This is a genomic window from Natrarchaeobius versutus, from assembly GCF_041205745.1.
Classification (GTDB): Archaea; Halobacteriota; Halobacteria; order Halobacteriales; family Natrialbaceae; genus Natrarchaeobius; species Natrarchaeobius versutus.
This window is the reverse complement of the sequence record NZ_JBGFCC010000011.1, coordinates 47,022-70,937: the sequence shown is the minus strand read 5'-3', so window position 1 is coordinate 70,937 and position 23,916 is coordinate 47,022. Positions and strand designations below refer to the sequence as shown.

The following is a 23,916-nucleotide window of genomic DNA, read 5'->3' as shown; positions in this document are numbered from 1 at the left end:
TATGTAGGCAGAGTTGAAACGACCCAAGCGAATGGCGGGACCCGCTCGGTTGTGTGTAACAAATCAGAAAGGAGGTGTCGGGAAGACGACCGTAGCCGTCAATCTGGCTGGCGCGTTGAACGAACTCGGGCGTGACGTCCTCTTCGTCGACCTCGATCCACAGGGGAACGCGACGGAAGGACTCGGTCTCCTCGAGGCCTACGACGCCGAGCCGCCGTCGTTGCTCGATGCGTTGATCGATCCGACGGGTATCTCCCCCGAGGACATCGTCTACTCGCACGCGGAGATGGACGTCGTCGTCAGCAACATCGACATGAACGCGGCCGCGTCGGCGCTCGCACAGGAGCCCGACCCGGAGACGCGTCTGGCGACGTTGCTGGCCGAGATAGACGCCGACTACGAGTACGTCGTCGTCGACTGTCCACCTCATCTGGGAGTGCTCACCGACAACGCCCTGTACGCGACCGAGAACATCGTAATTCCCGCACTGACCGAGCCCACGAGCAAGCGCTCACTCGAGTTGCTGTTCGACTACGTCGGCTCGCTCGAGATGGAACACGACCTCGAAATCGAACCGCTCGCGCTCGTCGCAAACCGCATCGAAACGACGAGCGAGGACGAGGCGATGCTCGAGTGGTTCGAGGAGGCGCTCCCGGACGTTCCGATCTTTCGGGTACGCAAACGCGTCGCACTCCAGCGGGCGTTCACCGCCGGATCGTCGGTGTTCGCGGTAGACGAGGAAATCGATATGGCCGAGGTATTCATAGACGTCGCCGAACGGGTCGATGAATCGCTGACCAACACGGAGGTCCCCGCATGACCGACGATAGAGCGAAACGACTTCGCGACCTCAGGAACCGAACCGGAAACGACGATGAGGACGGCGAAGGTAACCAGGGCGACGACGGTAACGACCGCGACGACGGCGGAAGTGACGGTGACGACGGAAACGGCCGCGAGGAAGTCGAAGACGCCACCGACGAGTCGACGTCGGACGATGCGCGGGACGATGGAAACTCGAGCGAAGCACCGAACGGTGGAGAATCGAGCAAAGCACCGAACGATGGAGGCTCGAGCGACGTGTCGGACGAACAGCCCGGCGATGTCGCGAGTGAACGGTCGGACAACGTGGCGAACGCGGATCGCTCCGGCGGCGACTCGAGTGGGGCCGGGAGCGGCGAAACTGTTTCGTACGACGAATCCGAGCACGTCGGTTCGGAACCGGCGTCGTCGGCGATCGGTGACCCCGACGCGAATTCGAACGAACAACCCGGTGTGAGTTCGCCAGCACCGTCCGAGACGCAACCTGGGACGGGGTCGACCGGCCAATCCGAAGCGGGCACACAGGGCGGAGTCGACGCCGCACTCCAGGGAGCGATCGCCGACACGTCGACGATGATGGCGGCAACCGAGACGATGGGTGCCGAACCGACCGTCGACGCGTCCGCACTCGAAGTCGACGTCGACGAAACGAGTAGGGCCGCCGTCGAACGCGACGCGGCGGTGTTCGATCGCGACGACACGCTGATCCACTCGACCCACGACGCGAAGAACACCGTTCAGATGCTCGAGTTCTACCTGAACGGGAACCGATACGCCGTCGAGATCGATCGGATCAGCGCCATCGTCGAGATGAAAGAGATCACAAGATTCCCTCGAGGGCCGGAGGCGATCGACGGTGTAACCGACCTCCGCGGGGAGATCACCGGCGTGCTCGATCCAACGACCATGCTCGACGTCGAGCGAAACGAGCTTTCGGACGACCAGTACATCGTCGTCCTCAAGCGCGACGACGACAAACAAAAGCTCGGAATCCGCGTTACCGACGTCTCCCAGGCAGTGACCTACCGGGAATCCCAGATCGACGAGACCGGAGCGGTCATGGACAGCACGGGCGACCACCAACACGAGTTCATCGAAGGCATCATCAAGAAAAACACCGACGACCGGACCAGCCTCGTAACCTGGCTGGATATCGACGCGATCATCGAGCACACGGAGTAGCTCGCCCCAACGTGGAGTAGACGGAGAGGTACGTTTCACTCGGCCGACTTCGTTCGAGAGTAGCCAGCGACTGAACCGCCTGCCACCGACCGTGGGTGCAAAAACACTTATTTAGCTGTCTCTCACTTTCACGACTATGTCTAGAACCGACGGTGGAGCAACAGATACCGACGTCGATACCGGGCGACGCATCGAAACGTTCGACGTAGGGCCCGCCGACGTGAACCGAGCGAAAACACTCGCGTCGCTACACCCGGACGACGAGCGAACGCTCGAGTCGATCGCCGACGTCTTCGCGGCGACGAGCGACGATCTCGCCGCGAGATGTGTCGATGCCGTTCGCGAACATCCAGCCGCCGACGAACTCGATCAGGACCAACTCGACGAAACGCTCGAGCGAGAACAACGCGAGCTACTCGACGGACTGTCCCGCGGCGAGTACGACGAGGAGTTCTTCGACCGGCGGCTCTCGGCGAACGGAACTGCCACGCTCCTCGCGGCCGGACCGGACGCCTACATCGGTTCCCGATCGGTCTACTACGAAGGGATACTCCGATCGATCGCGGATGACGTCAAAGCCGAGTACGCGCCCGAGACCGATCTCGAGCCGGTCGAAGACGAGCGAGCCGACGGCGGTGTCGTCTCGGCGTCAGCCGGAACGCCGGATGGGGTTTCGAACGCTGTCGACGCCGTCATAGATCGCACCCTCGCGTTCGTCCGGGTCGCAAACGTCGACGAACAACTCGCGGTTCGGGCCTACGCGAACGCACGGGACGACGAAATCGCCGAGTACGAGTCGAAACTCGAACGCCAGCAGTCGAAACTCGAAGCCTACGAACGCCAGATCGAGGAGTACGAGGCGAAACTCGAGCGAACCGAGGACAACAGAGAAGCCGCCACAGAAAGCGTCAAATCGTCGGTCGACGAGGTTCGATCGGTGTCAGACGACGTCACACAGCGGACGACGACGATCGACGACCTCGCCGACGAACAGGAAGGGGCGATAAACGAGATCGCAGGCGAAGTCTCCGGTCTCTCGGCGACCGTCGAGGAGATCGCCTCCAACGCCGAGGAGGTAAGCGCCACCAGCGAACGCGCCGAAGAACTCGCCGCCGACACTACCGACACCGCCCAGGAGGCCATTCACAAGATGGAGCGCGTCGAAGACGCCGCCGACGACGTCACCGACGACGTCGAAGACCTCCGCGAGGGCGTCCAACGAATCGACGAGATCGTCGAAGTCATCAACGACATCGCCGACCAGACCAACCTCCTCGCGCTCAACGCCTCCATCGAAGCCGCCACTGCCGGCGAGGCCGGCGACGGCTTCGCCGTCGTCGCTAACGAGGTCAAATCCCTCGCCGAAGAATCCCAGGAGGAAGCCGCCACCATCGAGAAAATGGTCGATCGAATCCAGGAAAATACCGAGGAGACCGTCGACAGTCTCGAGACCGCCAACGACGAGATCGCCGACGGCGTCTCCCTCGTCGAAGAGACCGTCGAGAACCTAGAAGAGATCAAAGCCTCGATCACCGAGGCCAGCACCGGCATCGAAGAGGTCGCCGTCGCCACCGACGATCAGGCCGCCACCACCGAAGAGGTCGCCAGCATGACCGACACCGCGATGGAACAGTCCCAGACCGTCTCCGCCGAAATCGACGAAATCGTCGCCATCAACGATCGACTCGAGAGTCTCGTCGACGACATCGACGCCGAAGTCCGACGACTAACCGAACGATAATATCAGACCACCATGGCAACAACGAATCACGTTACGGAGCAATCGAGCACGCACGTCCTCGAGTTCGACCTCGGTGAGAACCGCTACTGCGTCGACATCGGATACGTCGCAGAGATCGTAAACACCGACGAACTGACCGCAGTCCCGAACACGCCGACGCACATCGAAGGCGTCATGGATCTCCGCGGGGAGACGACGAAGATCGTCAACCTCCGGACGATCTTCGGCGACGGGGACGGCGACGAACTGGGAGACCGCATCATCGTCTTCAAGCGAAAACGCGACTCCACCGAACGGATCGGCTGGCTCGCGGACGAAGTCCATCAGGTCCAGGAGTTAGAAACGGTGAACGTCGATACGTCGGTCAGCGGCTCTGGAATCGCCGGTATCGTCCGCCGAGAAGACAACTTCGTCCTCTGGATCGATCCGACCGACGTTCGCGTCTAATCCGACGCGGCGGATTCGTCCGGGAACTCGATTCGGGAATAGCAGAAACGCTCAAATAAATTCCACCGAAACAAGAGAGCGTGGCTGAACACGAGCGAGCGTACAAGATAGACGAGCGAGCGAGACGATCGGTCGATGGACGATCCCTCGTCGACGAGCTCGGGATCGATCGCGAGGAGATCGAACGGCGGAAAGGTTTTACCCGATTCGACGACGAGGACGCCGAACGCTTAGAAGAGATCGGTCCGCTGATCGACGACGTCGCCGACGACCTCGTCGACGAGTTTTACGATCACCTCTTCTCCGATCCGGAGACGACAGCGATACTCGAGTCGTCCAGCAAAGAGATCGACTCCCTAAAGCGGACGCAACGACAGTATCTCATGGAGTTGACGACCGGCGAGTACGACCAACAGTACTTCGCGCGCCGCGCCAGAATCGGGAAGATCCACGAACTCCTCGATCTCGATCCGAAACTCTACCTCGGCAGTTCGACGATCTACTACGATGGAATCCTGGAGGCGATCGCCGACGACGCGAACGATCGGTTAGAGTCGAGCGCGACCAGCGAGTGGGCGGGTACCGAATCCGTAGAGCAATCGGAATCGAAGCCGAAATCGGACCCCACGCCGGAAGCGAAGCCAAGAACAGCGGTAGAGACACAGACGGCGTCGGAAGCGGTAGTCCCCGTCTCGCAGGCTCAGGACGTCGTCGAGACGGTCGTCGACCGCGCCCTCTCGACGCTCAAACTGATGAACCTCGATCAGCAGATCGTGATGGATACGTACATCCACGCCTACGCCGACGTCGAAGCCGAACTCGAGCGTCGGATCGAGGTTTCTCGAAACGTCCAGGAGTCGGTGTCCGAGCTTCGGTCCAGTACGAAGACGGTGGCCGAACGCTCCGACGAGATCGCGGGGCTCACCAACGATCAGTTCGAATCGACGAACGAGATCGCAGGCGAAGTCTCCGGTCTCTCGGCGACTGTCGAGGAGATCGCCTCCAACGCCGAGGAGGTAAGCGCCACCAGCGAACGCGCCGAAGAACTCGCCGCCGACACTACCGACACCGCAGAAGAAGCGATCGGGAAGATGGAGCGCGTCGAAGACGCCGCCGACGACGTCACCGACGACGTCGAAGACCTCCGCGAGGGCGTCCAACGCATCGACGAGATCGTCGAAGTCATCAACGACATCGCCGACCAGACCAACCTCCTCGCGCTCAACGCCTCCATCGAAGCCGCCACCGCCGGCGAGGCCGGCGACGGCTTCGCCGTCGTCGCTAACGAGGTCAAATCCCTCGCCGAAGAATCCCAGGAGGAAGCCGCCACCATCGAGAAAATGGTCGATCGAATCCAGGAAAATACCGAGGAGACTGTCGACAGTCTCGAGACCGCCAACGACGAGATCGCCGACGGCGTCTCCCTCGTCGAAGAGACCGTCGAGAACCTAGAAGAGATCAAAGCCTCGATCACCGAGGCCAGCACCGGCATCGAAGAGGTCGCCGTCGCCACCGACGATCAGGCCGCCACCACCGAAGAGGTCGCCAGCATGACCGACACCGCGATGGAACAGTCCCAGACCGTCTCCGCCGAAATCGACGAAATCGTCGCCATCAACGATCGACTCGAGAGTCTCGTCGACGACATCGACGCGGAGGTCAAGCGCCTGTCAGACGACGGACGAACGTAACTCCGGAAGAAGGGTCGGGGTATCGTAGCCAGCCGGAGATTCCGAGGCCCCACCTTCGACGATCTCTCTCGGCTCTTCGGTGAGAAACGGTGAATATCTGTGCGAATTCGATAGTAGCCACTGCGCGTCGGTTTGCACCCGATCGCCGGACGGATCGGCGACCAATGTGGCAATCGGCGGCAACCAGTGTGTCAATCGGTGCAGTTGTTATCACGGCGCGAGTCAGTGGAGAAACGATCGGTGGAGACCGGACAAATCGTCAACGTGCGTGACAGGACAATCGAGAGTGAGGAAACGCGCTGGCAGGGTTGGCCGGACAGTTCGGCGGGACCTCGACCACCCAACGTCGACGAACGGATCGCTCCGACTCGACCGCCCGGTCCCTAAAGGGCTAAGAGAGTGCGGTCTCATAGACATCGACATGAACGAAGAGATCGTCGCCGATTTCACGGCCCGGTTCGTTCTGAACCGAGGCGAGGAAGGCGGTGGTACACCCTCCAGCGGTCGGATAATCATGACGAAAAAGCGCCTCGTCCTCGCGACCAACGACGACAAGACGACCGTTCCGCTCTCGACCGTCATCGACGTGAACGTCGGAAGCGTTCCCAACCACGTCAAACGCTTTTTCGACGATACCATTACGATCGGCTACGAGTCAGAACGCGGCGTACAAAGTGCAGTGATCGAGAGTAAAAGCGAGACGGTCTCGAAGTTCGTCGCGATCCTGTTTCGGTGTCTCCTCAACGGACGTTCGGCCGCCGTAAAGCACCCGGCGAGAGTCGGTGGACGAGTGAAAGATACCCCCGCTCGCTCGGGAAAACTCCGAGTCAAGAGCCGAGCGATCGAGATCCAGACCGATCGAACGACGTTCGAGATCGACGTCGAAACCGTCATGAAAATCGAGCGAACGAACAAACTCGGCCAACGAGACGATCGAGTGACGCTCGTCGTAAAATACATCGACGACGGCTCCGGCCTCACAAAAACGTCGCTGATCTCCCCGGCGAAAGGACAGTACGTGAATCTACTTGCCCGATATCTCCGCCTCGAGTTCGACGAACTCCGTGAGGAGGTCGAAGAGATCGAACTGACCGATCCGGAGAAACGCGTCCTCGTCAGCGTCCACGCGACCGGTGGAGACATCGACTTTACGAACATGCTCGATGGAGATCCAGCGTACGTCACCAACGTCCTGAACTCGGTCCAGAGCAAGGAACTGATCGTCGAACGGGAAGACAGCATTTCGTTGACCCCGAAGGGACGTATCATCGTGAGCCAGCGGATCGAAGACGTCAACGCATAGCCCGACGGGTCGACCCACTGGCCGGGGCCCTCAACGAACGCCACTTCGGTGACCGGAAACAGTAACCCGGGCAGTCACCGAGAACGCGGCTTCGGCGGCCGCCAGCACAAAATCCGGCGGTCAGGCAATCAGTACGCCGATCGACGGTTCCACAAGTGCCGGTCGACGGTTCCACAAGTGCCGGTCGACGGTTCCACAAGTGCCGGTCGACGGTTCCACAAGTGCCGGTCGTGTCGAAAGGAAGAGAGAGCCGACGACGGGAGGGACGAACGAATCGATTGGCGTTCAGGGTGGGGAAGACGCGAATTAACCGGGGGCGTGACTAGAACCAACAGACGGTATCGATCAGTTTGTCCGGTGGGTATCCGAGATGTATGTCACCAGTTTGGTCAACATCGTTAAGTTATCCGGGTGTATTGGACTCTCTATGGATGTGCTGATCACGGACGATTCTGGGTTCATGAGGGACCTTCTCCGGGAAATCCTCGAAGAAGATCACAACATCGTTGGTGAAGCCGAAAACGGCGTCGAGGCGGTCGAACTCTATCGCGAGGAGCAACCCGATATCGTCTTCATGGACATCGTTATGCCCATCAAAGACGGTATCGAGGCGACCGGCGAGATTACCGACATGGATCCGAGTGCGAAGGTCGTAATGTGTACCAGCGTCGAGCAAGCCGAGCAGATGAAAGACTCGATCAAAGCTGGCGCCGAGGGCTACATCACGAAACCGTTCCAGAAAGAGAGCGTCCTCGAAGAACTCAACAGCATCGCCGCTGAGTAACTCCAGTCATGGAAATCGACATTCGAGAGCTCGAAACGTACCAGGAGCTCGCTCACGACGGAGCCCAATCGGCCGCCGCATCGCTCTCACAGCTGACCGGTATCAGCACTCGGGTACAGGTAACGGACGTCTCCCTGATGAACTCGACGGACCTCGAGTACGAGTTCATCGGCGACGAGTTCGCCGGCGTCAACATCGATCTGAACGGCGAGATCAGTGGAGAGGTGTTGCTCGTCTTCGACGAGCCGGGTCGGTCGGCGATCACCGAGACGCTCGTCCCGGCGGACGATCCCGAGAAGAAAAAAAGTAGCATCAAGGAAGTCGGCAACATCATGACCAGCGGGTTCGTCGACGGCTGGGCCAACTACCTCGAGGCGAAGATCAAGAGCTCGCCGCCGACGTACATCCAGGGAACCGGCACCGACATCCTCCCGACGTCGGCGACGGAGGAAGAACGCCACCTGTTCGTCTTCCGAAGCCGCGTCGAGGCATCCCAGGACTCCGTCAACGAACCGATCGACTTTCGCATCCTCCTCGTGCCGGATTCGGCGTCACTCGAGCGATCGCTCGAGCCACAGACCGACAAAATCGTCTCGCTCGAGAAACTCGAAGTGTTCAACGAGATGACCAAAGAGGGGGCAAAAAAGGCCGCGACGAACATCACCTCGATGACCGGTATCGAGACGACGGTCAACATTAGTCGGCTGAGTCTGGTTCCGATCGAAGACATTCCGACCGAAGTCGGGAGCAAACGGTACGTCGGGACCGTGATGAAGTTCAGGGGGAAGTTCAGCGGGTACCTAGTCATCCTCTTCGACCAACCATCGGGTCGTGCCGTCGTCGACTCCCTCGTGCCGATGGAAACCGAAGAGCAGTGGGGCGATATCGAACAGGGTGCACTCAAAGAACTCGGGAACATCATGACCAGCGGCTTCATCGACGGCTGGGCCAACGTGTTGAACGCCGAAATCAAACACTCGCCGCCCGAGTTCGTCGCCGATACTGGATCCGGAGTTCTCACGCCGATTACGGCACAGATCGCCCAGAGCGACGATCACGCGTTTTTGCTCGACTCGAGCATTCAAACGAACAGTGACAAAGTGTTCACCTGCCAGATGCTCGCATTACCCCGGCGTGACGAGTTAGAACAGGCCCTCGACGACCTCCTCGTGGAAAATTCGGGTAACACTCGCGTCGATCCAGACGACCTGTTCTGAGAGTAACTCGTTTCGTCGAACTCGATATCGTTTACATTCGTTGCTCACGATTTCATCGTAACCGCCCTCGAGCGGAGCCAGCATGCGTGTTGATAGTCGCTCGAGACCCGGTCGTTCCCGAACCGCGTTCTGATCGTTTCTCGCTGCTGTTAAATCAACTTGCAGGAGTATTTACGGCCATACCCCTGTAAATACATTACGGCCATTTACGGTCATACTTCTGTAAATAGGTTGTGGCCACCCCACACCTACGATGCGGTTCGTAGCCGCGTCAGTGTCTGAAGAGCGCGATATCCTCCGCCCGACGGACCAGACAGAATGGTGCCCCCGCGTGTTCGGGAAACGACGTCGATCGGCCCTCGATGAGTACCAGCCGTTCGAAGATTTCGGTACACGCAGGACAGCGAACGCCGTCCATATTGTCGTATATCGACATCTCACCCGTATCTCGAAGGAGTTTCATTCGGTGGCGGTGGTCGTGAATATCGAAGTCAGGATCCATTTTGTCTCACCAACACGTAAACTGAACGGAGGGACACCAGATAAATGAGTGCACCGGCCTGTACTGTCCCCAGATCGATTATTAACGTTGCCCGGACGGGATTTGACTCCCACCTCGTGCAGGGTTCGATTCCTCTCCAAGCAAATTCGACCCTCGTTATCGGACTGGGCTCGACTACCAGCCCCGTGCGAGAGACGAACCCTCGATCAAACAGTCTCCCCGTCGGAGAACGGAATCGAGAACAGAAATGAAAACTTCCATATATGGAAGTCCCACTTATGCTAGTTTGGTGCCACTATTCGTTTTCTTTCCGATAAATTCGGTTTCTGTTATCTACTGGTGAAAAAGTCGACTTCATACCGGGCGGTATCGTCTCACTCTTCCCGATTATAAGATATCCACCACGAGAAATTGATTCCGAAATTGTCTGCAACATAGATTGTTTGTACTCAGTGTCAATATAGATGAACAAATTCCTGCACGTCACGAGATCGAATCCAGACTTGGGATCGCCATTGATGAGATCGTGTCGTCGAAACTCGACCGGTCGTTTGATGTTATCACGAACCCGATACACGTTCTCGCTCGAATCGTAATCGACGTACTGGCCGTACTCTCCTAAATACTCGAGTTCGTCGCCGAGATTCGTCGTTCTAGACTCCTCGTAGACGCCCTGACGGGCCACCTGAAGTGCCTCGTTGCTGATGTCCGTTCCCAAAATTCGAACGGACGATGGATCGATTCGGGGTTCGTCGTGGACGACCATCGACAGCGAATACGGCTCTCGACCGTCTGCACAGGCGGCACTCCAGATGTTGATTCGGCCATTTTCGCTGGCGAGTGTCCGAAGAACGTCACGGACGCCGTCCCATACTTCGGGGTTTCGGAAAAAACCCGTGACGTTGATGCTCAACGAATCCAACAAGGCTCGCTGTTCGTCTGCATCGGAACGAACGTATTCGAAGTACTCTTCGTACGTCTCACTCTCCGTTCGGCGCATACGAGCCGTAATTCGACGGTCGAGGTAGCTGTCGTTGTAGTGGCTCGTAGCGAACGCCAACTCCGTTTCCATGTACTCGAGAAGAAGATCGAACGAATCGTCACTGGTCACAGTGTCTGCACTGGTCGGGAGTCGAAGAGATAAATATGCTGATTAGGGGTGGCCGCGTGACTGGATGACGTAGCACCCGTTATCGTCTCGAGGTTTTGCGACTCAGTCGAAGCCGGCGTTCCGTCTGGTGGCCACGCATACTATCCGATTCCCGTCGATGGCGAGCGTTGGATCACACACCGGGCTTCCGGTGAATTGCCGAATTAGACGGTGTCCTCCATCCGATCTGAGGGACGATTCGAATTCACCGGAAACGAGGTGTTCGAACCGGAACGAGCGATCCGGAACTGCCTATAGTAGCCACTGCACGTCAGCCCACACCAGAGCCACCAAACTGATCGGTGATCAGTGTGTCACTCGTTACAGTTGTTACGATACCGTCGCTCAGGAATAGAGCCAACGTAGGTACGGGTGACCTCGATCGCCATGTATAGGATCGGTGGGACACGGAGTTTCCGGTGAAATTGGTGTTTTTAACCGCGACGATCGAAAACTTGGCGATGGTCGCCGCGATAACACCCGTTCGGAACCTTGAAAGGGGTTGGTTTGTAGACACCGGATTTCCGGTGAATCCAGTAGCTGAAGGCCTATCTCTACGAGTTGAGACCATCTTACCACGAATTGACGCCTCTCGATCGGATTTGAGAGCCCGTCCCCATGGTATAGTAGCCACTGAAAGTCAATACACACCCGATCGCCAGACGGATCAGCGATCGGTGTGTTAACTGTTTCAGTTGTTACTATAACACAACCGGACCGAAGATACGTACCTACACCGGAGAAAATGAGTCGACTTCGATCAGTCGACCGTGTCTGCGAGAACGTCCTTGACGACTTCTGGGTCCTCTAGTAGCGTATGCTCGGTGTAGCTACCCTCGGCGCTCCCGCCGCTGTGACGCGACTGTTCGATGACGTCGAGAAACGCGTGTTCTTTGAGGAGATCGCGAACCCGGCGAAGCGACAGTGCATCAGTTCCCTCCTGGCGGCAGATCTGTTCGTACACGTCGTACACTCGAGTCGTTCTAAAGCCCTCGTTCTCGTCGATCGGCTCCTCCCGATCCTCGAGTGAAAGCACGGTCAACGCTTGAAGGGCGTATCGAGAGTGAGGTGTCGATCCACGGATAAGTTCTCTGAACCGATCGACTTCGGCCCGTTCTCGAGCCTGGACGACGAACTCCTCACGAACGGTGTCCGCACCCTTCGCCTGTGCAATTTCTCCTGCGTACCTGAGGATGTCGATCGCTTTTCGAGCATCACCGTGTTCGCGTGCAGCAAGCGCTGCAGCACGTGGAATCACCCCCTCTTCGAGCACCCCGTCTCGGAATGCATCATTTCGTGCGGCCATGATCTCGTTGAGCTGGCTCGCGTTGTACGGCGGGAAGACGAACTCCCGTTCACAGAGACTCGACTTGACCCGTTCGTCCATGCGGTCTTTGTACTTGATCTTGTTACTGATCCCGATGACGCCGATCTTACAGTTGGTTACCTTCCCAGCTTCACCTGCACGAGAGAGTTGCATCAAGATCGCATCGTCCTCGAGTTTGTCGATTTCGTCAAGGATAATCAATGCAACGTCGTACTCCTTATCGAGAATCCGCCAGAGACGTTTGTAGTACGTTGCCGTGCTAATTCCCTTATCGGGAATGTAGATGTCCGTCTCGTCCGTGTTGACCGCGCTTGCGATCGTCTGGGCGGTTTGCGTTTCCGTCGTGTCCTGTGCACAGTCAACGTACGCGAAGACGGCGTTGACGCCTTCCTCCTCGGCCGTGCTGACGAGGCGCCTCGAGACGTACTTTGCACACAGGGACTTCCCGGTCCCGGTTTTGCCGTAGATGAGCACGTTGCTCGGACTCTGTCCAAATATCGCCGGGTTAACTGCATTCGCGAGCTGTCCGATTTCCTCGTCGCGGCCGACGATTCGGCCTTCGTCGGGAAGGTGGCTAATCTCGAGGAGTTCCTTGTTGACGAAGATAGGATCCTCGCGAATGAACAGATCGTCGGACTGGGACATTTACTTGGACACCGTGTTTCCGGTGAAACACCTTGATTGTTTCGACGAGACACACACACCGGGTTTCCGGTGAAACGGTGAGAAAGAGGTGGTGAGTTCAGGTGAAAGGGAGGGTAGAGTTCACCGGAAGTGAACTACCAGATGTAATAGAAGTCGTAATTCAATTGTTTATCAGCGTCATTCAGTCGTATATCGCGTGTTTACCGAACACTCGAGGCTAACGCAAACACTCGAGGCCGAAGCTCGGAATAGAAGCCAGGAAAATGAAGGGGTGACGGAGGGGAAGAGTTCGTGTGGCCTATAGTTGTCAGCCGACAACTGTTTTAGTTATTGGAGTCAATGAACTATTTCCCAACCAATGTATTAAACCTATCGGATCACACCCCTTGTTCTTCGGCTCGAGTACTCCCTATAGAATCTCACCGGATCACGTTTGCAAGAATCGGCCCCACTGATGCGGTCTCGCTACCGTCCACAGGGAGATCTGGATCGATTATTCATCCCGATTACCGAATTTGAGGGATTCCTCACTGTAACACCAGCAGGTATTTGCTCCCCTTTTCACCGGAAATCCGGTGTGTGTGTCGTATTTGTACCGAAAGCCTTCCCCAGTTGCTCTCGTAGTCTACTCTCCGAACAACGATTTACTCTCCGTCGGACGTGGTTGCTGAAGAGTCCGTCTTCCAACTGGAGAGCACCTTTCCATTTTACCGCAGACCCATTTTACTGCTGGGTTTCACCCCCGTTATCAATCGTTCTCCGGGATCATACTTTCACCGCAAAATACACCATTTCACCGGAAACGTGGTGTGTCCCTCCTCGAACAACCCGATCTGTCCTCGTGGCTCTTTCTACTCGAGTATTTTCCGGTTGTACTCTGTGTTTTCTCCACTTCAACTCGTACCCTTGGCTCTTTCTCGGTTCGCTCCCTCGTTTCCCGGCCGATTTCAATCTCCTTTGGTTCTTCTATCCCGAACCTTGCGGTAACACCTTCCCGTATCTTGTAGTAGTCTCGCCTGTTGCCTTCGATTTCACTGGAAACGTGGTGTCTATTTTTCGCTAACCGACATATTCTGTGGATCGACCGTTCCGAATAACTTTCTTCGGAGTCACGCAGACACACCTGTCAATTTCACCGGAAATGTGGTGTCTCACTGGCATTTGGCTATTCACCGGAAACTCGGTGTCGGTTTCGATCCCGACTATCGTATTCACCGGAAATCAGGTGTCTACAGTGGTATCGGTAAAATCTGCCGGGTTGCGAGATACACCAATATGCCGGGTTGCGAGGTACACCACTACATGGGCTGAATGTTCTCTTTTGAGACCATCAACGTTATAGTGCCTTGAAAGCATCAACGCTATAGTAACCACTGATTTTGCCTGCCTTCGAAGTCATTGGACATTTGATCGCCAGACGGGTCGGTGATCTGTGTGTCAATCGGTGGAGTTGTCACTGTCCGAACTCCGTATAATTAATATACGATACTTTCGTAATGGTAATCATGTACGATCTGACCGGATTTCAACGTGACCTCCTGTACGTTGCAGCTGGACTCAACGAACCACACGGGCTCGCGATCAAAGACGAACTCGAGAAATACTACGAGTCGGAGATCCACCACGGCCGTCTGTATCCAAATCTCGACACGCTGGTCGATAAAGGTTTGATCGAGAAGGGAACCAGGGATCGCCGTACGAATTTTTATACCGTTACGCGACGTGGCCAGAGAGAAATCGAAGACAGACGAAACTGGGAGAACCAGTACGTTTCTGATCTCCTCTGAGCCCTATAGTAACAACTGCAACTGTTTATACACTGATCGCACAGCAATCGTGCGATCAGGTGTGCAATGACGTGCAGTGGCTACTATCGAACACGGATACTGATCGACGGAGCGGTGGACTTGCGGTGTCGGTCTGTTCACACTCATTTCTTGGCCTGATGATCGGTCTTCGAACGGAAGACCGTTCGCCGAGCGAGGGCAACCGAAGCGAGTAACGCGAGAACCGTTCCGGCAATACCAAACCCGGGGATGTCATCGTCGCCTGTCTCCTCTGTTTCGGTCGCCTCGAGTGCGACCGTAACCGAATCGTCGCCGTCGATCGAGATCGACTGCTCGAGTGTTTCGAATCCGTCAGCCATTGTCTCGAGGGTGTACTCGTCGTCCTCGAGTTCGAACGTGACGACACCGTCGTCGTCGCTTGTCGCCGTGTTACCACCAACGTTGACAGTTGCATCCGGAATGGGGATTCCATCGTTGTCGATGACCGTCACAGCAAGCGTCGACACTCCGCCCTCGAGGGTAAGTGTCCCGTTGGTCTGGTTGTCGTCGACCGCGATGGTGTACTCGTAGTTGCCGGTGTCGAAGCCCTCGAGATCGATATTGGTGAACTCGACGGTCTCGTTCGCTCCTTCCTCGAGTTCGACTGTCTGCGTTGCGAGTACGTCCCCGTCGAGACGAACCTCGATCTCGATCTCACCGGCGGCGTCGCCGGTGTTCTCGACCCCAGCCGTGATACGCTCGATCGAGTCACCGGCCTCGAGGGTGGTATCACTGAGTTCCGTCTCGACGAGTTCGAAGGTAGCGCTATCGGATGATGAGTGGGCTGGTGCGGCCTGACCGCCACCGCCACCGCCACCGCCACCGTCACCGCCACCGCCACCGTCACCGCCACCGCCACCGTCACCGCCACCGCCACCCGACGGCCCACCGCTATCGTCGTCGGACGCAACCGTAACGTTTGCAGTGTCGGTCACAGTCTCGCGACCGGTGGTGTATTCAGCAGTCAACTCGACGGAGCCGGACGCGTTCGCGGTGACTGTCTCACCGTCGACGTTCACTATTTCCGGATCATCGCTTTCGATCACTGTCTCGTTAGTTACGATCTCCGTGCGTCCGTCGCTGAACGTTGCGATGACCGTCGCATTGGTCGTCTCCTCACCTTCGAGGTTAGTTTCCTCGAGTTCGAGGATGAGCCCCTCAGCGGCGAGGTCAACTGTCACCGGCTCGTTTGCCCCGCCAGCCGCTGTTTCGATACTGACCTCGTATTCGCCAGCATCGCCGACGTCCGTCTCCCACTCGAACTCGACCGTCTCGGTGTCGCCGGACTCGAGGGTGACTAATTCGGTGTCGGTTACGTCTGGCCCCGGAACATCGAACGTCACTTGCTGTGTATCCTCGTGTTCGCCGGTGTTTTCGATCGTCACACTGGTTTCGAGGGTTTCGCTTTCAGTGATCGGCGCGTTCGTCTCGAGGTTTGAGACGATGAACTCGGTGTCTGCGGCCTCGACGACGACGTCGGTCTCGGCACTGTCGTCGCCGGTTTCGACTGTGGCCGTAAATTCGCCAGCATCACCCGGCTCAGTTTCCCACTCGAAGGATACGTTCGCGGTCTCGCCCGGCTCGAGGTCAACGACTGTTTCGTCGAACGCGTCTCCAACGTCAAACTCGGCGGTCTCGCTTCCGGCAGCGTCACCGGTGTTTTCGATCGAAGCGCTGACCAGGAGCGTGTCTCCCTCGAGGATCGGGTCGTTCGTTTCGAGTTCGCTAACAACGAACGACGGCTTCGGTTCGGTCGAGACGGTTGTGGCTGTGGCGGCCCTATCGTCGTCGGTTTCGATCTCCAACTCGAGGTCGCCGACGTCATCGTCGTCGGTTACGTAAGTAAACTCACCGGCAACCGCCTCTCCGGCTTCGAGGCTAACGTCCGGTTCGACAGCCTCTCGCTCACCGTCGACGAGGAACGAGACGTTCTGTGTACCCGCTACATCGCCGCGGTTCTCGACTGTGTAGCTTGCAGTAATCTCTGTTCCTTCTTCGACCGTATCGGACACGGCTTCGATTTTGGGGACGAACGTGGCCGCCTGGAGGACGGTAAACGATTCCGAAGTTGCAGTCTCGTCGGTGCTGTCGGTCGTAAACGTCAGGGTGTACGTTCCCGATGCCTCGGCTTCGATGTCGAACGTCGCGATCCCCGAGGAGTTGGTCACAGCGGAGTCACTCGGCAGGCCCGACCGATTGCCAGTGGCGGTGACGGGGACACCTTCGACGGAATTGTCGAATTCATCGGTGACGGTCGCCGACGGTGGCCCTGCAATTGGCTGGCCGGTAACCGTATCCGTTGGTTGTGTCTCGATCACGATGGTCTCGGGAGCGGCCGTTTCGATGAGAATCGACTCGTTGTCACCGGTTACGCCGTCGGCATCGACGGCCAATCGTTGCTCGCCGCCGGTCGTGAGTGTGCCAGCCTCGACCGTCACGACACCTTCGCCGTCGCCGTCGAGAGTGACCGACTCACTGTCGACGATCGGGCCATCGATTTCGGCATCGACCACAACGGACTCGAGTTCTTGATCGGACACTGGATTCCCGATCTCGTCTGTGACGACAACGGTGAGGTCAAATTCATCACCAGCGTTCACCGTCTCTGGCGTCTCGATCACTACTGAATCCGGATCCCCAGTCTCGACAGTAACTGTCGTGGTGTCCTCGACGGCGGTACCTGCTTCGGGGACGATTGACACCTCGTATTCCCCTGTCGCCCCTCCCTCGAATTCGAAGGAGGCTACGCCGTCTGCGTTCGTTTCACTCTCCGTTACCGACAGCGTGAGGCCGTCGTCACCGGCGATTTCGAGGGGTAACGAACCCCACGGTCCACCGTCGTCAGTGACGGAGACATCGATGCTTCCCGTCTCGCCCGCGTCCACAGTCTCGCCCGTCGCGGTGAGCGCCTCGAGTGTCCGATTCGGTGTGGATTCCTGCTCGGTGTTTGCAAGCGTCGGGTACGGGAAGACGAGCGTGTCGTTCTCCTCGAAGACCGCGTTTTCGGTCCAGCTGTCGGAATCGAAGCCGTCGAGTGACTCGAGGACGTCGTCGCCGGTCAGTTCGGCGGTGGTGAGGCCCGTCCCGCCGTCGGAGTCGGCCTGCCCGGTCGTTTCGACGTCCCAGTAGGCGTCGTCGACCGTGGCGTCGTGTTCGCTTACCCCGACGAGACCGCCGACGTCGGTGTCGCCAGTGACGTTTCCGATCGCATACGACTGGCTGATCGTTCCTTCACCACCGGTCTGCTGACCGACGAGGCCGCCCACGATCGTCTCGCCGGAGACGTCCCCGACTGCGTAGGTGGTGGTCACGTCGCCGCCAGCGCTTTCGCCGACGAGTCCGCCGACAGTCTCCTCGCCACTGACGGTCGCGTCGCTGGAGGATGCGCTGACTGTCCCCTCGAGCGAGCCGACGAGTCCACCGACGGTCGACTCGCCGCTGACGGTCGCGCTCTCGAGGTGAACGTCGTCGATGATTGCCGAGTCGCTCGTCGAACCGAAGAGACCGACGTCAGACTCGTCACTCCGATCGATTTGCAGGTCCGAAATCGCCGCGTTGTCGCCGTCGAAGGTGCCCTCGAAGTCGTCGATTGGCTCGAAGCCGTCGCCATCGTTCGCGCTCGCTGCAGCGACGTCGTCGTAGCCGACAGTCTGCTCGTCAAGGTCAGCCCCGAGCGTGAAGTTCGCATGCAGGGCGTACCGAACGTTATCGAGGTGCTCCCAGTTTTCGATGACGTAGGGATCGTCTGCACTGCCGTTTCCATCGGCGAAGCGGCTCTGCAGGCCCGGTGCGGGCTCCTGGGTGGCGTTTTGGAGGAATGGGTACGAGACTTCGATTCCGTTTTCGGGCTCATCGACGACAGCCCAGGTGTCCGCGAAGTCGACTGCCATGTTGTCCTCGGCGCGGTCGCCGGTCATCTCGCCGGTCCTGAGTCCGGCCACGTTCCCGCCACCGTCGTCGTAGCCGATGCCCTGGCCGTCTTGCGCTTCGCCGTCTTCGGTGACGGTGGCCGCCTCGTCGTCCCAGTAGGAGTCGCTCACATCGCCATAGTTCTCCCCGACGAGGCCGCCCACTCTTTCTTTGCCCTCCACGTTGCCCGTCGCGTACGATTCGCTCACATCGTCATTGGACCACCCGATGAGGCCGCCCACGTCTTCGTCGCCTTCCACATTGCCCGTCGCATACGACTCGCTTACATCGTCACGGTTGAACCCGACGAGGCCGCCCACGGCTTCGTCGCCTTCCACGTTGCCCGTCGCATACGACTCGCTCACATCGGCACGGTTCTCCCCGAAGAGGCCGCCCACGTCTTCGTCGCCTTCCACGTTGCCCGTCGCATACGACTCGCTCACCTCGCCACGGCCCCACCCGACGAGGCCGCCCACGCTTTCGTCGCCCTCCACGTTGCCCGTCGCATACGACTCGCTCACCTCACCGTCCCCACGGTTCTGCGCGACGAGGCCGCCCGCCGTGCTCTCGCCCTCCACGTTGCCCGTCGCGTACGATTCGCTCACCTCGCCATCGTTGTCCCCGACGAGGCCGCCCACGATACTAAAGTCCTCTCCGTCGGCCTCCACGACGCCTGTCGCGTACGATTCGCTCACCTCGCCACGGTTGTCCCCGACGAGGCCGCCCACTCTTTCTTCGCCCTCCACCTTGCCCGTCGCGTACGACTCGCTCACCTCACCATAATTCCGCCCGAAGAGGCCGCCCACTCTGTTGTCGCCGGAGACGTTGCCCGTCGCGTACGACTCGCTCACATCACCTCCATAGTGGTTCCAGCCGACGAGGCCGCCCACGGCTTCGTCGCCATAGACATCGCCGGTGGTAGACACGTTCGTGATATCCCCCTCGTTGAACCCGACGAGACTCCCAACACCGTTGTCAAAGCCACCACCCTCTCCGCTCACGTCTACGTTCTCCAGCTGGAGGTCCCGAATCTCGGCGTTCTCTTCCGTCGAGGCGAACAAGCCGACGCGGTCTTCGTCCGACCGGTCGATGTAGAGATCCTCGATGGTGTTGTTCGCGCCGTCGAACTCGCCGTCGAAGTCAGCGATCGGGTCGAAGCCGTCACCGTCGTTGGCCGTCTCACTCGCCACGTCATCGTAGCCGCCCGTCCCCGAATCGAGGTCAGCCCCGAGCGTGAAGTTCGCGTCCAGTTCGTTCCGGACGTTGTCGAGGTGTTCCCAGTTTTCGATGACGAAGGGGTCCTCAGCACTGCCGTCGCCGTCAGCAAAGACTTCCTCGACACTGACGTCGAACGTGGTCTCCACATCGGTATCGACGGCTTCGATGCTGAGGTCTCGATACTCGCCCGCAGACACTCCCCACGTCGTTTGGACATCGAGTAGTTCGACGCCGGACACCGAACCATCCCCGCCAAACTCGACGTCGTCGGCCGAAAGCGTCTGTCCGTCGATGTCGTCACCCGCCAGGTCAACCATGTCGGTGAAGGGATCACCAGCCTTGTCTATAGCGTTCTCGAGGTCGATCTCTAGTGATTCGCCCTGGTCGATTTCTACGTTGTCTGCGACATCGAAATCAGCGAGGACAGCCTCGACGGTGAGGTCGAACGAGTCTGCCTCATCCTGTCCCGCGGTATCGACTGTGACGGTCGTGGTCGCCGCGGAGAGGGCCGCCGTCTCATCTGCATCGAGGAGTTCCACGTCGCTCGCGTCCCCGTCCTCGAACGTGACGTTCTTCGTGACTGGTTCGTCGAAGACGCCTGCCTCGAACACGAGTTCGCTCTCGTCATCGTACGCGTCCCCAATCGAATCTTCGGCGTTTTCGAGGTCGACCTCGAGTGGCTCGCCTTGCTCGATGGTCACGTCGTCGACGTCGAGATCGGTGAGGACTGGTTCCTCGCCGAAGACGCCGATTCTCCCCTCTTCGGTGACGTTGCCGGTGACGACCTGTTCGTCAGTATCGACACCGGAGTCGTCGATCTCCTCCCACTCGTCGTCGAGTCGCCAGAGCGAGAGCGTTTCGGGGTCGATCGTCTCTCCTGTCGTGAGCCGCGTTTCGTTGTAGTCGAGTTTGAGGTTCTCGAATTTGAACTCGTCTGCGGTATTCTCGACCTCGAAGTAGTAGCCGGTTGATTCGGTGGTGTCATGGTCTGCAGGCGATTCATCGACGCCATCGAGACGCAGTTCGGCTCCTGTGAATGTCACCGTTGTATCGCCTGCCGGTGTCGTGATCTGCTGGTTCTCAACGGACTGCTCGACGTCGGCGAGTTCCAGGTCAGTACCCAGGTTGCGACCTACTGGTGTCCCGGTGTTGTTTTGAATCTCGACAGTTTGATCGCCGGTGATGGCGATTCCTGCTCTGTCGTCCCATACTTCCGCGCCGTTGAGTGAGTTGTTCGTCACCGACCAGTACTCACCAGTAGCGTCAACTCGTATTGCGTGGCCATTTTGAGCATCGCTGCGATGAAACGAACCAGCGATGGAATTATTGTCGACAGTATTCGACTCACCACGAATATCGATGCCAGCGCGTGCGTGTCCGTCGATTTCGTTATCCTTGACGACTGTTTCTGCGCTGTCAACGTAGATGAAATACTCAGGACGGTCAGAGTGGCTGTCCACCTCACCCGTGCTTATCACCGAATCGGAAATTGTGTTCCCCGAAGAATCGTCAATTCGGACCGCATTCCAATTTTTACCATCACCAATGGCTGAGACGTTAATACTGCTCTTCACAATGTCATTATCCGTACTTGATTCTTCGAGGAACAGTGCGGCCTGAGCGTTGGCTGTGAGATTGTTAGCCTCGAGGTGGCTGTCCGAGGTTCCCGAAAGGTAAATACCCGCATCTTCGACCTCATCCGACGGTTCTTTCTCATCATCCCCGTTGTCGACGACCTCGTTCCCCGAAATGACCAGTTCCTCGGAGTCCACAACGTGCATCCCGTGTTCGTGGTTTTCCCTGAGCGTGTTGTTCAGGACGGCTGTGTCTGTAGCGTCAGCGAGGTGGAGGCCGCTGGTGGCACCCTCCTTTACCGTATTGTTGGCGATGGTTGAGTCCTGAACGTCCTCGAATACGAGTCCGTCCTCGCTGCTCTCCTCGACCGTGTTGTGTTCGACAGTCGCGTCCTCGAGATCAGTCATCTCGATGCCGACATCCAATCCACTGAGCGTGACGTTCGTGATGGTGACGTCGGTTTGGCCACTCACGACGATTCCCGTGCCACTGCCGGAGATCGTGTGATCGTTACCGTCGAGAGAGACGTCGTCAGCCTCGATTTCGATGCAATCATCGCTGGCGTCGATGTCGTCGGTCAGTTCGTACGCCCCCGCAGTATCGATGGTCTGGCACTGTGGAATTACCTCACCAGCGCCGACGGACACTGTCCGGGTGTCCGTGTGGTTCTCGCTCGCAACCGTGACGTCCTCGAGACCACCCTCTCCAACCTCGGTGTCCCACTCGAGTGTGGCCTCGGTTGACTCACCACTCTCGAGGGTCACTTCCTCACTGTCTACCTCGTCGCCGTCGAAGTCCCGCAGTTCGATGGATTGTTCGCCCCCGTCTGCGCCCCAGTTGGTGACGGTGGCGTCCACCTCGAGTGTCTCACCCTCCTCGATGGCAGAGTTCGTGCCAGTAATCTCCACGCCGTAGACGGGTTCGGTGTCCTCCCAGGCGAGCGCAGGGTAGTCGTTTTCGACAGCGTGCCACCGATCATCGCTATCCGGGAATCCGAAGCCGTCCATGTGCTCGACGGCGTTCGCGCCGGTCATCTCGTCAGTGGTGAGTCCGCCCTCATCGGTGGCAAGTCCGTCCGCTTCGCTGTCGAAGGATTCGTTCACCCCGGTCGTTTCGATGTCCCAGTACGAGTTCTCGATGTTGAAACCGGAATCGAAACTGTTCGCAACCCCGACGAGACCGCCGACATCGTCTCCGTCCCCGTCGACTTCCCCGACTGCGTACGTTCGCTCGATGTCACTATTTTCGGCGTCACCGATGACACCACCAACTGTGTCGTTCCCGCGGACGGTCGCCGTAGAATACGAATCTGAGAGGTCGGCGAAATTGCTCCCGACTAGCCCACCGACTGAATCTGCATCCTCGTTTCCAATTATGCCGTTCGCACTCGAGTTCGTGATCGGACTCCCGTCGGCTTCGCCAGCGATGCCGCCGATATTTTCGTTCTCCCCATAAACCGTTCCGTTCGTAAACGAACTCGAATCGATACTGGAGCTACTATGGTGATGGCCAACGAGCCCGCCAACACGAGGGGGCCCCACATCTTGCGTAGAAAAGACTGCTCCCTCGACGGTTGCCCCAGTGATCGTTCCCCCGAAATTCGATCCGATAGTACCACCGGTCTTCCCTGAACCCGCAACATCGGTGCTCATGGAAACGTCCGAAACCGTTCCTCGGTTCTCACCGATGAGACCGCCGACATCGTCGTTCCCTGTAACTGTCGCAGACTCGAGTGTAAGATTCGAAACCGTTCCCCAGTTCTGACCGCTGAGGCCGCCAACACGATCGTTCCCTGTAACCGTCGCAGACTCGAGCGTGAGATTCGAGACCGTTCCCTCGGACCCGATGACGCCGAACAGCCCCACGAAGTCTGCTTCGTCGCGGTCGATCGTCGGATTGGCAATCGTCCGGTCGTTGCCGTCGAACGCGCCGTTGAATGTCTCGTTCCCTTCTGTCCACGAGTTATCAGCACTGTCTCCAATAGGCTCGAAGCCATCACCCTCGTTCCAGTCTTCGGTTTCGTTCGCCTCGATGTCGTCGACGAGTACGTAGTCCTCCTCGAGCCCGTGGTCTTCGATACACTGCAACTGGCTCAGGGTCTCGACCTCGAATGCGCCGTCACCGTTCTCAGCGTACCCGACCTCGTCACAGTCGGGGGCAGCCGGCTCGGCCGCAACCGTTCCGGTCATTCCAAGCGCCAGAACCACGAGCGTGACGACCACGAGACCGATCGACCGCTTCACGCTAACCACCCGTTTCGTACCTCTCTGGACGAGTTCGACCGTTCCATCCCACCACAGACGGACTGCCAGCGTACATCCGTCTCTCGAGAGAGCCACGTTCCCCACTGCAGAAGTTCCAAAGCGCGGCTTGACTCGAAGCCTGTGCGCGTCATCTAGTCGTTCCGTACTAACCGGATTGCTATAGCTTGGATACCATCATATGCTAGAGGCCGCCGCCAGCATTCCAGAACACCACGGACACGGGTACTCGTGGGCTGGACAGGCGACCAGACGAACAGCGTGACGACGAGTGACCAGACGATCTGCGTCACGACAACACTCAAATAAGAGACGG

Annotated in this window: 13 protein-coding genes; 9 read left to right on the top strand and 4 right to left on the bottom strand. The window is 58.4% G+C overall.

Annotation, left to right across the window (positions count from 1 at the left end):
• Positions 1-31 precede the first annotated feature (31 nt).
• From AB7C87_RS21075 to AB7C87_RS21040, 8 genes are all read left to right on the top strand, one after another.
• Positions 32-820, top strand: a complete 789-nt coding sequence (locus AB7C87_RS21075; RefSeq protein ID WP_369731489.1) for a ParA family protein — start codon at positions 32-34, stop codon at positions 818-820.
• A complete protein-coding gene (locus AB7C87_RS21070; RefSeq protein WP_369731488.1) occupies positions 817-2,004 on the top strand; it encodes a chemotaxis protein CheW in 1,188 nt (395 codons plus the stop codon). The genes AB7C87_RS21075 and AB7C87_RS21070 overlap by 4 nt, the downstream gene beginning before the upstream one ends.
• Positions 2,005-2,140: 136 nt before the next feature.
• Positions 2,141-3,745: a globin-coupled sensor protein gene (locus AB7C87_RS21065; RefSeq protein ID WP_369731487.1), complete on the top strand. Its 1,605-nt coding sequence runs from the start codon at positions 2,141-2,143 to the stop codon at positions 3,743-3,745.
• A gap of 12 nt (positions 3,746-3,757) precedes the next feature.
• Positions 3,758-4,192, top strand: coding sequence for a chemotaxis protein CheW (locus AB7C87_RS21060; RefSeq protein ID WP_369731486.1), 435 nt, complete (start codon positions 3,758-3,760; stop codon positions 4,190-4,192).
• An 80-nt stretch (positions 4,193-4,272) separates the two neighbouring features.
• The gene (locus AB7C87_RS21055) at positions 4,273-5,883 is read left to right on the top strand and encodes a globin-coupled sensor protein (RefSeq protein WP_369731485.1); all 1,611 of its coding nucleotides are present in this window, start codon (positions 4,273-4,275) and stop codon (positions 5,881-5,883) included.
• A 421-nt stretch (positions 5,884-6,304) separates the two neighbouring features.
• On the top strand, positions 6,305-7,186 hold the full coding sequence (locus AB7C87_RS21050; RefSeq protein ID WP_369731484.1) for a CheF family chemotaxis protein: 882 nt from the start codon (positions 6,305-6,307) through the stop codon (positions 7,184-7,186).
• 427 nt (positions 7,187-7,613) lie between these two features.
• The gene (gene cheY, locus AB7C87_RS21045) at positions 7,614-7,970 is read left to right on the top strand and encodes a chemotaxis protein CheY (RefSeq protein ID WP_369731483.1); all 357 of its coding nucleotides are present in this window, start codon (positions 7,614-7,616) and stop codon (positions 7,968-7,970) included.
• A gap of 8 nt (positions 7,971-7,978) precedes the next feature.
• Positions 7,979-9,187 carry a chemotaxis protein CheC gene (locus tag AB7C87_RS21040; protein ID WP_369731482.1) on the top strand — a complete coding sequence of 403 codons (1,209 nt, stop codon included), beginning with the start codon at positions 7,979-7,981 and terminating at the stop codon, positions 9,185-9,187.
• A 271-nt stretch (positions 9,188-9,458) separates the two neighbouring features.
• On the opposite strand, the gene AB7C87_RS21035 is transcribed toward AB7C87_RS21040, so the two are convergent.
• The 3 genes from AB7C87_RS21035 to AB7C87_RS21025 all read right to left on the bottom strand — a co-directional run bounded on the left by AB7C87_RS21035 (position 9,459) and on the right by AB7C87_RS21025 (position 12,811).
• Positions 9,459-9,689 carry a DUF7385 family protein gene (locus AB7C87_RS21035; protein WP_369731481.1) on the bottom strand — a complete coding sequence of 77 codons (231 nt, stop codon included), beginning with the start codon at positions 9,687-9,689 and terminating at the stop codon, positions 9,459-9,461.
• A gap of 295 nt (positions 9,690-9,984) precedes the next feature.
• Entirely contained in the window at positions 9,985-10,800 is an 816-nt protein-coding gene (locus AB7C87_RS21030; protein ID WP_369731480.1) for a CheR family methyltransferase, read from the bottom strand.
• A 799-nt stretch (positions 10,801-11,599) separates the two neighbouring features.
• Positions 11,600-12,811, bottom strand: coding sequence for a Cdc6/Cdc18 family protein (locus AB7C87_RS21025; RefSeq protein ID WP_369731479.1), 1,212 nt, complete (start codon positions 12,809-12,811; stop codon positions 11,600-11,602).
• Positions 12,812-14,316: 1,505 nt separating this feature from the next.
• Here AB7C87_RS21025 and AB7C87_RS21020 point away from each other — a divergent pair.
• Positions 14,317-14,598 (top strand): PadR family transcriptional regulator, encoded by a 282-nt coding sequence (locus AB7C87_RS21020; RefSeq protein ID WP_369731478.1) that lies wholly within the window; start codon positions 14,317-14,319, stop codon positions 14,596-14,598.
• Positions 14,599-14,741: 143 nt separating this feature from the next.
• On the opposite strand, the gene AB7C87_RS21015 is transcribed toward AB7C87_RS21020, so the two are convergent.
• Complete coding sequence (locus tag AB7C87_RS21015) at positions 14,742-23,582, bottom strand: GLUG motif-containing protein (protein WP_369731477.1); 8,841 nt, start codon at positions 23,580-23,582, stop codon at positions 14,742-14,744.
• Positions 23,583-23,916 lie beyond the last annotated feature (334 nt).